The organism is Streptomyces sp. NPDC006265 (genome assembly GCF_040613555.1).
GTDB lineage: Bacteria > Actinomycetota > Actinomycetes > Streptomycetales > Streptomycetaceae > Streptomyces.
In genome coordinates this window covers 1-9,677 of record NZ_JBEXSH010000286.1, presented here as the reverse complement: position 1 = coordinate 9,677, position 9,677 = coordinate 1, and the positions used below count along the sequence as shown (strand labels likewise).

8 protein-coding genes are annotated in these 9,677 nt (G+C 69.5%); 1 reads left to right on the top strand and 7 read right to left on the bottom strand.

Annotated features, from left to right (window positions below; genetic code table 11):
* Window positions 1-279 precede the first annotated feature (279 nt).
* The 7 genes from ABZ281_RS22840 to ABZ281_RS22810 form a co-directional block, all read right to left on the bottom strand.
* The gene (locus tag ABZ281_RS22840) at window positions 280-1,245 is read right to left on the bottom strand and encodes a helix-turn-helix domain-containing protein (RefSeq protein WP_356658144.1); all 966 of its coding nucleotides are present in this window, start codon (window positions 1,243-1,245) and stop codon (window positions 280-282) included.
* Window positions 1,246-1,431: 186 nt separating this feature from the next.
* Window positions 1,432-2,436: a 3,4-dihydroxyphenylacetate 2,3-dioxygenase gene (gene hpaD, locus ABZ281_RS22835; protein WP_356658142.1), complete on the bottom strand. Its 1,005-nt coding sequence runs from the start codon at window positions 2,434-2,436 to the stop codon at window positions 1,432-1,434.
* Window positions 2,433-3,920, bottom strand: a complete 1,488-nt coding sequence (gene hpaE, locus ABZ281_RS22830; RefSeq protein ID WP_356658140.1) for a 5-carboxymethyl-2-hydroxymuconate semialdehyde dehydrogenase — start codon at window positions 3,918-3,920, stop codon at window positions 2,433-2,435. The genes hpaD and hpaE overlap by 4 nt, the downstream gene beginning before the upstream one ends.
* Complete coding sequence (gene dapA / locus ABZ281_RS22825) at window positions 3,917-4,849, bottom strand: 4-hydroxy-tetrahydrodipicolinate synthase (RefSeq protein WP_356658138.1); 933 nt, start codon at window positions 4,847-4,849, stop codon at window positions 3,917-3,919. The genes hpaE and dapA overlap by 4 nt, the downstream gene beginning before the upstream one ends.
* A complete protein-coding gene (locus ABZ281_RS22820; RefSeq protein WP_356658136.1) occupies window positions 4,846-6,291 on the bottom strand; it encodes a fumarylacetoacetate hydrolase family protein in 1,446 nt (481 codons plus the stop codon). The genes dapA and ABZ281_RS22820 overlap by 4 nt, the downstream gene beginning before the upstream one ends.
* Window positions 6,291-7,772 carry a 4-hydroxyphenylacetate 3-monooxygenase, oxygenase component gene (gene hpaB / locus ABZ281_RS22815; protein WP_356658134.1) on the bottom strand — a complete coding sequence of 494 codons (1,482 nt, stop codon included), beginning with the start codon at window positions 7,770-7,772 and terminating at the stop codon, window positions 6,291-6,293. Before hpaB ends, ABZ281_RS22820 begins: the two co-directional genes overlap by 1 nt.
* Before the next feature lie 57 nt (window positions 7,773-7,829).
* A complete protein-coding gene (locus ABZ281_RS22810) occupies window positions 7,830-8,333 on the bottom strand; it encodes a flavin reductase family protein (RefSeq protein ID WP_356658132.1) in 504 nt (167 codons plus the stop codon).
* Between the two features lie 262 nt (window positions 8,334-8,595).
* Here ABZ281_RS22810 and ABZ281_RS22805 point away from each other — a divergent pair, with 262 nt between their 5' ends.
* A complete protein-coding gene (locus tag ABZ281_RS22805; protein ID WP_355918373.1) occupies window positions 8,596-9,141 on the top strand; it encodes a MarR family winged helix-turn-helix transcriptional regulator in 546 nt (181 codons plus the stop codon).
* The last annotated feature ends 536 nt before the right edge of the window (window positions 9,142-9,677 follow it).

Sequence of the window (9,677 nt, the reverse complement as noted above, 5' to 3'; positions counted from 1 at the left end):
GACGGCCAGGACCACCTCGGTGGTCCTGGCCGTCGCGTGAGTGGTAGCAAAGGGGCCGGGTCTGGAGACGGCGGCTTCGCTCGTGATTCGCTCCGCAGCGCCGTCGCGGACCGCTGCCGCCTCCCAGCGAGAGGGCAGCGAAACCGCGTGAGCCGCTGAGCGCTCGCTTAGCGGCCCTTGCGCCATGAGTGCCCGATGAGACTCCCGCGGTCCGGTGCCGTCGCCCGGCCAGGTGCGGTGTCAGGACGCGTGACCCGGGTGGGCGTAGTGCAAGGACCCCTACGCGCCAAGCGCCGTGCGCCCGGCCCCGCGTGCCTCCGACGGGCTCATGCCGTAGGCGCTCCTGAAGGTGTGGCTGAAGTGGGCGGGGTCCGGAAAGCCCCAGCGGCTTCCGACGGTGGCGACGGGCATATGGGCGAGCGCGGGGTCCGCGAGGTCGCGCAGGCACTCGGCGAGGCGACGCTCCCGGAGCCAGCCCGAGACCGTGTATCCCCGCTCGGCCAGCAGCTTGTAGAGGAAGCGCCGCGAGATGTGGTGGGCGGCCGCGATGCGGTCGGGGCCGAGCCCAGGGTCGGAGAGCCGCTGTTCCATGTACGTGAGGATCCGCCGGGCCAGCAGCTCCCGCCCGTCGTCCTGCTGCGGCACGTGCACGGCGCACCGGTCCGAGAGCATCGTGCCGACCAAATCGACCACGCTGTCCGCGAGCCGCTGGGTGCCGAGAGCGTCCAGTTGCCGCACCTGCCCGGCCAGCCCGCACAGGAACGGGTGCACTACGGGCCCCAGCCCGTCGCTGCACGACACGGTGGTGGCGATCATGCGGGTCAGGTCGCGTTCGGGCAGCCGGAGCATGACCCGCGGGAACATCAGCACGAGTGTGCGGTACGGCTGGTCGAAGTCGAGTGTGTACGGGTGCCGGGTGTCGTAGATGGCCAGCTCGCCCGGCTTGAGCAGGGCCTGGCGGTCCGCCTGGCTCAGCATGCACTGCCCGGCCAGCTGAAGACCCACCTTGACGAAATCGGCCGGGTCGGAGGTGATGTGCCTTCGGGTGTGGGCGACGCCGTGCGGATCCGCGGCCACGACCGACACCTGCACCGCGCCGAGCTGAGAGGTGTGCAGGGAGGCGTGGAAGTCCGGAACCTCGCGCGGCAGCGCTTCCAGCGGCACGAAACTCTGGCCGATCACGTTCCGCCAGAACTCGAAGCGTCCTGCGGAGGTGTCGTCCGACGGAGTCGTCATCGTGGGCATGGGTCTCCTCTGCGGGCCCTTCGGCAAGCCGGCAGGTAGGCGTGCCGCCGGATACTAACCGTCGCATCCGGTTTTTACAAAGTGTGATGAATAGGGTGTATGAGAAGATCCCGTGTGCGTCGAGGGTGCGGTGAGGGGGTCCCGGAAGGGCGCGAGGCGCCTCCGGGTCCCCCACCGCCCGGAGTGTCAGCCGAGGCCGTCCGCACCCACCTGAACCGCGGACTCGTCGAGGACGGTGTCGGTCACGGGGCGCGGGCGTCCGTCCAGGTCGAGGACGGGGACGGCCTCCTTGTACCAGGACTCGATGACGGCGTTGCCCCAGAAGTCGCGGCGGCGGTCGTCGCGCACGTTCCAGCGGTACGTCTCGTGGTCCGGGTCACCGGTGTAGTAGTCCGAGGTGTAGATCTCCACGCGGTGGCCGTCGGGGTCGCGCAGGTAGAGGTAGAAGGCGTTGGAGACGCCGTGCCGGCCGGGGCCTCGTTCGATGTGGTGCTCTTTGTGCAGCGAGCCGAAGATGTCGGCCGCGCGCAGTACCTGGTGGGACTCGTGGGTGGCCACACCGACGTGGTGCAGGCGCGGTCCGGCACCTCCCGTGAAGGCGACGTCGTGGACGGTCTGCTTGCGGTACATCCAGGCCGCGTACAGCTCGTGCTCGTCACCTTCGATCGTTTCCGAGCAGCCGAAGCCGAGGGACTTGTAGTGGGCGTAGGCGGCCGGGATGTCGGGGGTGCAGATGTTGAAGTGGTCCAGGCGGGCGATTTCGGCGCCGTGGCGGATGTCGTAGCGCTGGATGAGGCGCTCGGCGCGGGCGATCGCGTGGAAGAACTCCACGGGGAAACCGAGAGGGTCGATGACGCGGACCGCGTCGCCGATACCGTGCGTTCCCTCGCCCTTCTTCAACCGCTTGACCGGGCAGCCGAGTCCGGCGAAGAACTTCTCCGCCTTGTCGACGTCCTCAGGGGTGCGGACGCGATAGGAGATGTGGTCGAGGGCCGCCAGGTCGCCCTTGCGCAGCACCAGCGAGTGGTGGGTGAGTTCGTCCGTGCCGCGCAGGTACAGCGACCCGGCGTCCTCGTACTGGATGTGGAAGCCGAGCATGTCGACCCAGAACCAGCGGGCCGCGCCGAGGTCGGTGACGGCGAGCTGGGCGTAGGCGGACCGGACGACGTCGGGGGCGTTCGAGACGGTCATGAGGCGGCTCCGAAGCGGGGGGTGTGCACCTCGGTGAGGGCGACGTGGACGATCTTCGACTCGGTGTAGAAGTCGATGCTGTGGGCGCCGCCCTCGCGGCCGACACCGGAGGCCTTGACCCCGCCGAAGGGAGTGCGCAGGTCACGGACGTTGTGGGAATTGATCCAGACCATGCCGGATTCGACTGCGTGCGCGATGCGGTGGCCGCGCTTGAGGTCCGAGGTCCAGACGTAGGCGGCCAGACCGAACTGCGTGGCGTTCGCGAGTTCCACGGCCTCGGTCTCGTCGTCGAAGGGAGCGACGGCCACGACCGGGCCGAAGATCTCCTCCTGGAATATACGGGCGTCGCGTTCGACGTCGGCGAATACGGTGGGCTGGAGGTAGTTGCCGTCGGCGAGGTGGTCGGGGCGGCTGCCACCGGCGACCAGACGGCCCTCCTTCCTGCCGATCTCCACGTAGTTCAGGACCCGCTCGTAGTGTTCGGGGTGGACCAGCGCGCCGACCTCGGTGGCCGGGTCGGAAGGCAGTCCGACGCGTACGTTGGCGGCCCGCTCCGCCAGTCGCCGGGTGAACTCCTCGTACAGGGGGCGCTCGACGAGTACGCGTGAACCGGCCGTGCAACGCTCCCCGTTGAGGGAGAACACGCCGAAGACGACCGAGTCCAGGGCGGCTTCCAGGTCGGCGTCGGCGAAGACGACGACCGGGGACTTGCCGCCCAGCTCCATCGACACCGTCTTCAGGTGCTCGGCGGAGGACCGGATGATGTGCCGGCCCGTGTCGGAGGAGCCGGTGAAGGAGATCAGCGGTACGTCCGGGTGGTCGACGAGGGCTTGGCCGGCCTCCTCGCCGATGCCGTGGACGATGTTCACCACCCCGGCGGGCACGCCTGCCTCTTCGAAGATCTCCGGCCACAGCGACGCGGACAGCGGGGTCCATTCGGCCGGCTTGAGGATCAGCGTGCAGCCGGATGCCAGCGCGGGCGCCAGCTTCCAGCTCTCCAGCATGAACGGGGTGTTCCAGGGGGTGATCAGCCCGGCGACTCCCACCGGTGTGCGCACCACATAGCTGAACTGGTCGTCGCCCTGCCGGAACGCCTCCTCGCCGAGGGCCACGATGACATCCGCGAAGTAGCGGAAGTTCTCGGCGGCGCGCCGCGCCTGGCCGCGGGCCTGCGTGATCGGCAGCCCGGAGTCGTACGACTCGAAGGCGGCGAGCCGGTCATGACGGGCCTCGACGGCGTCGGCGATCCGGTACAGGACACCCGCGCGTGCCCGGTTGGACAGCCCGGCCCACTGCGGGAACGCGACCCGGGCAGCCGTCACCGCCCGGTCCACGTCGGCCGCGGAGCCCCGCGCGGCCTGTGCGTAGGCCGTGTTGGAGACCGGGTCAGCTACTTCGAAGGTGCGTCCGTCCACGGCGTCGACGAGGGCACCGCCGATCCAGTGCGGGATCACGGAGGGCAGTCCCTGGGGAACGACAGTCACTTGGTGGCTCCGATCTGCTGGGTGAGGTCTCCGCCCTCGCGGAGCAGCGCGCGGATCTTCGACAGGCCCGCGTCGGTGGGGGAGATGAGCGGCGGGCGGACATGGGGCGAAGCGATACGTCCCTGCTGGTGCAGCACCCACTTCGCCGGCGCCGGGTTCGTCTCGACGAACAAGAGGTCGACGAGCGGATGCAGGCGGTAGTGGAGATCGCGGGCCCCGTCGAAATCGCCCTCCTCCCACAGCTCGTACATCCGAGCCACCGCGCCGGGCGCGAGATTGGCGACGGCCGATACGAACCCCGCACCGCCGAGCGCGAGCAGCGGCAGACACAGCAGCTCGATGCCGGACCACACCAGCAGTGAGCGCCCGCAGGCGTGCAGCACGCGCGAGAAGTGCTCGAAGTCCTTGGTGGTCTCCTTGACGCCCACGAAGTTCTCGAAATCGGTGAACAACCGCTTCACCGTCTCGGGCGCGATGTCGACGGCCGTGCGCGAGGGCACGTTGTAGGCGACGATCGGCAGGTCAGGAAACTCGCGGGCGACGATCGCGTACCACTGGTACAGCGCCTCCTGCGTGGGGCGCGCGTAGTACGGCGTGATGACAAGCGCCGCGTCGGCGCCCAAGTCCGCCGCGGCGGCGGTGAGTTCGAGGGTCTCGTCGAGCTTGTGGGATCCGGTCCCGGGCAGGAACGGGACGCGGTCGCCGATCTCCTCGACCGCCGTCCGCATCCCCGCGATCCGTTCGCTGACGCTCTGCGAGCTGGGCTCGCCGGTGGAGCCGCCCAGCGAGATGCCGTGCGAACCGGACTCCAGCTGGAAGCGGATCAGCGCGCGCAGGCTGTCGTGGTCGACGGCTCCGTCCGAGGTGAAGGGGGTGATGGCGGGAGCGATGGAGCCGCGGATGGCGGACGGGTCGCTGCGGAATTTCATGTGGGCTCTCCTTGCGTGCTGCGCTGCTTGCGCCACCGCTCGTACATCTCGTGCCAGTCGGGACCGAGGGGATACAGGCCGTCGATGTCGTGCCCGGCGCGCACCTGCTCGGTGATGAAGCGCTCCTTCTGTTCCTGCTCCCGGCAGTCGGTGATCAGGTCCTCGGCCAGCTCGGGCGGCACGACGACCACGCCGTCCGCGTCTCCCACCAGCAGGTCGCCGGGCTGCACCAGGGCTCCGCCGCAGGCGATCGGCGTCCCCGTGTCCCACGGCACATGGCGGCGGCCGAGGACGGAGGGGTGGGCTCCGCCGTGGTAGACGGGCAGCCCCAGTTCGGTGACGGCGACGCTGTCGCGCAGGCCTCCGTCGGTGACCACCCCGGCCGCGCCGCGCTGTTGGGCGCGCAGGGCGAGGATGTCGCCGAGCGTGCCGGCGGATGTGTCCCGGCGGGCGTCCATGACCAGGACATGGCCGGGTCGCAGCTGCTCGATGGCCCGCTTCTGCGCGTTCATGCCGTTGCCGTACCGCTTGAACAGGTCCTCGCGCAGTGGCAGGTAGCGCAGCGTGTGGGCGACGCCGACCATCTTCGTGTCCGGCCGGGTGGGACGTACCCCGTCGATGGACATGTGGGGCAGGCCGCGCCCGCGCAACTGTGCGCTGAGTGTGGCGACCGCGACCGAGCGCAGTCCGTCCTCGATGCGTTCGTCGAGCAGGGGCTCGGGTGTGTACGCGGCTCCGTGGGCGGCCTCGCGTTCGGCCGCGTCCGTCCTCGGCATCGCTCCGTACGTCTCCAGAGGGGGCCCGGAGGCGATGGGGTTGCGCAGCCGCCCGGTGGACTGCCCGCTGCCGGTGACCTCGACCTCCACCGTGTCGCCGGGGGAGACGACGGACGCGCCGGCCGGAGTGCCCGTCAGGATCACGTCCCCGGGCTCCAGCGTGACCAGTCTCGACAGGTCGGCGACGAGCTGTCCGAAGGGAAAGAGGAGCGTGTCGGTGGTGTCGTCCTGCACGAGTTCGCCGTTGACCCAGGTACGCAACTGGAGTGCGTCCGGGTCGAGTTGGCGGGCATCCAGCAGCCGCGGCCCGATCGGCGTGAAGCCGTCCGCGCCCTTGGAGCGGAGGTTGGAGCCGCGGTCGGCATACCGCAGGTCGTACACCCCGGCGTCGTTCGCGGCGGTCACCCACCGCACGTGGGACCAGCCGTCCTCCGGCCGCACCCGCTGGGCCCGGCCGCCGATGACCAGGGCGATCTCGCCTTCGAACCCGAGAAGTTCACACCCGTCCGGGCGGACGATGGCCTCCTTGGTGCCTGCCAGCGACGAGGGGGGCTTGAGGAAGTAGGAGGGCTGGGCCGGGCTCCGGCCGCGCTCCTTGGCCCGGCTGCGGTAGTTGAGATGGACAGCGATGATCTTCGATGGGGGGTTCCCCAGGGGGTGCGTCATCAGGAGCGCTCCAGGCTGCGCTGGTTCAGGCTGTGCTGGTTCAGGAAGGCCTGGACCTTCGCCTTGTACGGCTCGCGGTCGTACGACTTCACGTACGCGCCGGCCATGCGGACGGGGTCGCCGAAGAAGTAGTACTCGTACAGGGCCTGGCGGCTGGAGAAGGCGGAGATGCAGGTGTCCCAGACGAGACGGAACAGCTTCACGCGCTCGGCGCCGGTGAGGGTGGCCGACTGGAGGTAGGCCTCGATGTCGGCTGCCGCCGGGCCGGTGATGTCGAGTTCGGTCGGGGTGGCCATCAGGCCGGAGGCGCCGAGCTTGCGCAGGATCTGCGGGAAGCGCTGGTAGAGCTTGGGGTAGAGGTTGCGGGCGGCGTTGAGGGGGGCCCAGGCCGGGGTCAGCACCCCGTACTCGTTGACCTCGGCGTCGGCTTCCGCCGCGCGAAGGAAGGCGCGCAGCGTCTCCAGGGTGGTGATGATCTCGGCGATGTCCTCCTGGACGTGCTGGAACTGCTCGATGCCGATGGCCTCCGTGAGCAGTGTCACCAGTCCGAGGATGTACTCGGTCTTGGCGGTGGTGCGGGTGACGACCTGGTGGGTCATGTGCACCACGGAGGACGTCTGGGAGTAGAAGCCGTTGCACAGCTCGGCGTCACCGAGCGCGAAGCAGCGCTCGAAGGGCACGTGCACGTCGTCGAAGACGACCACGCAGTCCGACTCCTCGAAGCGGGAGGCCAGGGGGTGGTCGTGGCGCGGACGGTCGTAGTCGAGGGGCTCGCGGGCGATGTAGCGCAGGCCGGGGGTGTCGTTGGGGATGGCGAAGGCGTACGAGAACGGCTTGTCCTCCGGAGTGCCGCGGAGCACGGTCGAGGGGAAGACCAGCATCTCGTCGGCGAAGGGGGCGATGGTGGCGAGCATGCGCGCCCCGCGGATCACCACGCCGTTGTCGTCCTCCTTCACGATGCGTGCCGCGAGCTTGCCGCCCGCCTGCTGGGTGCCCGCCACCGCCCGGTTGACCTGCGGCGGAATCAGCGTGTGCGTGCACAGCAGATCCTCTTCGCGGGCCTTCTCGTAGTAGCGGCGGATGTTCTCGCCGAAGGCGGGGTTGGCCTGGGCGAACCAGTCGGCGGCCGAGGCGAGCGCCATCAGGGAGCTGTTCATGTAGTCGCCGGTGCGGCCCAGCATGCCGTTGCTGTGGTCGGCCCACACCTTGAACGCCTTACGGCGCTTGACGAGCTCGTCGGGCGTGCGCGGAGTGAGGAAGGACGTGCCGACCGGCTCACCGGAGGTGGGGGAGGCGTACGTGAGGACGTCCTTGTGTTCGTCGCTGTGCTGGAGGTCGTACAGCTCGGCGTAGGTCCGCACCACGTTGCGGAAAGCGGGGTGTTCCTGGATTCCTCCGGTGAGCGTTTCGCCCTGGATGCGCACGGTGGGGCGGGACTGGGAGAGGCGATCGAGGAATTCCTTGCCGGTGCGTGCGGCCATGGTGGTTCTCCTGGGGAGTGGGGTGGGGCTCGAGAGGGGGTGGGCCGGGGGAAGGCTTCAGAAGAGGTGCTCGATGCCGTCGGTCGACTCGGTCGTGGACGCGAAACGGCTCCAGGCGTAGGTCAGGGCATCGCCGTCGCGGTGGCCGAGGGCGGTGACGCGGCCGAGGACCAGGGTGTGGTCGCCGCCGTCGTACGCGCGCCAGGGCTCGCACTCCACCCAGGCGAGCGGGTCGGCCAGCCGGGGGACGCGCGCGCCCTCCGCCCAGCGGGGCTCCGCGGTGCTCGGGGCACCGGCGAACAGCCGGGCCAGCTGCTCCTGTTCGGCACCGAGGATGTTCACGCAGAAGGGCCCGTCGGCCAGCTGGTCGTGGCAGCGGGCCCGGCGGGCGACGCTGACCAGGACCAGCGGCGGTTCGGCGGACACGGACGTGAAGGAGTTCATGGTGGCGCCCCGCGGACCGCTGTCGGTCGCGTAGGACACCACCGTGACGCCGGTGGCGAAACGGGACATGCAGGCACGCAGCGCGCCGGGACTGGGGGGAGCGAGTGCTTCGGGCATACGAGGTTCCTTGGGATCGATCGCCCGAGACGCACGGCCGGGAGGGGACCTGTCCCCTGTCAGACCTAGGGGACAAAGCGGGGCGACTAATGCTCAGGGCGTATAATCAATGCTTTGATTAATTGGGGACCGTACCCCTGTCGGCATCTCTGGGGAAGCCCTCGGGTGAAGGTTTTTCACGGTCCGGAAACCCGGACGGGATGCCGACCTTTGCCTGCTTCCCGCATGCGGTCCGTGATGCCGCCCGACCTAGACTCCGACTGTGACCCAGGAACCGGAACCGCTGGATGCCGACCACCTGCACTTCTGGTCGTTCATCGACCACGCCGTCGACCGGGCCTCGCGGGAACTCCCCGGCATCGACCCGCTCGCCATGCGGTTGGTGCTCACCCTCCACCGCGCGGCCAACATGCTCGTCTACGACCTCGAATCCGCCGTACACCGTCCTCGTGGCTGGTCATGGCCCGGCTTCCGAGTGCTGTTCGCCATCTGGTTGTCGGGCCCGGTTGAGGCGAGGAAGGTCGCGGAGCTGTCCGGCATGAGCCGAGCCGCCGTGTCGGCGCTGGTGAGCACGCTGGAACGGGACGGCCTGGTGAGCAAGGAGCGCGCCTCCTACGACGGGCGCGCGGTCCAGCTGGGCCTCACCGAGGCCGGCCTGCATGCGATCACCACTGCCTTCCAAGCACACAACGCACGTGAACAGGAGTGGGCGGGCGCCCTCAGTGAGGACGAGCAGCAGACCCTCATCGAGCTGCTCGGCAAGCTGACCGCGCACTCCGCGCACTCCGACGTCCGGCATCGGACCTGAGGGGTTTTTCAGTCGCCTACCCGAGTACCGCACTTGCGGCACGGGCACCAGAAACCGTCGGACGACGGGGCACATCCCTCCGCCGCGTCGCCCGTATTCGGCTACCTCGATGATCTGCCGCAAGGTGCGCATCTGGACGCCCGAGAGCAACCGGTAGGGCTGGTCGTCCTACCTCGGCGACGCCGTCGCGGGCCCGGACGTCTCCCCGTACTCGGCCGCAGCTCGCCGCAAGGATCTCACCGGTCTCCCTCCGGCCTGGATCACAGTCGGCACCCTCGACGTCGTCCCCGGCGCATTCCACGGCTTCGACCGCGGGCCGCCCCGGTCCATCCTCGAAGACGTTGGCCAGGTGATGACTGCGCGACTCCTTTGCGGGCGGGCCGTTGTCAGGCCTCGTCACGTCGCGCGGTCCAGCAGGACTTTGTGGGTCACGGGGAAGATCGCGAAACTGGTCCGGTGGGTCAGGGATCCCCACAGGCCCCGTGGAAGGTAGAGGGAGACGGCGATGGCGGCGGCGCCGATGACGACGAGGTACC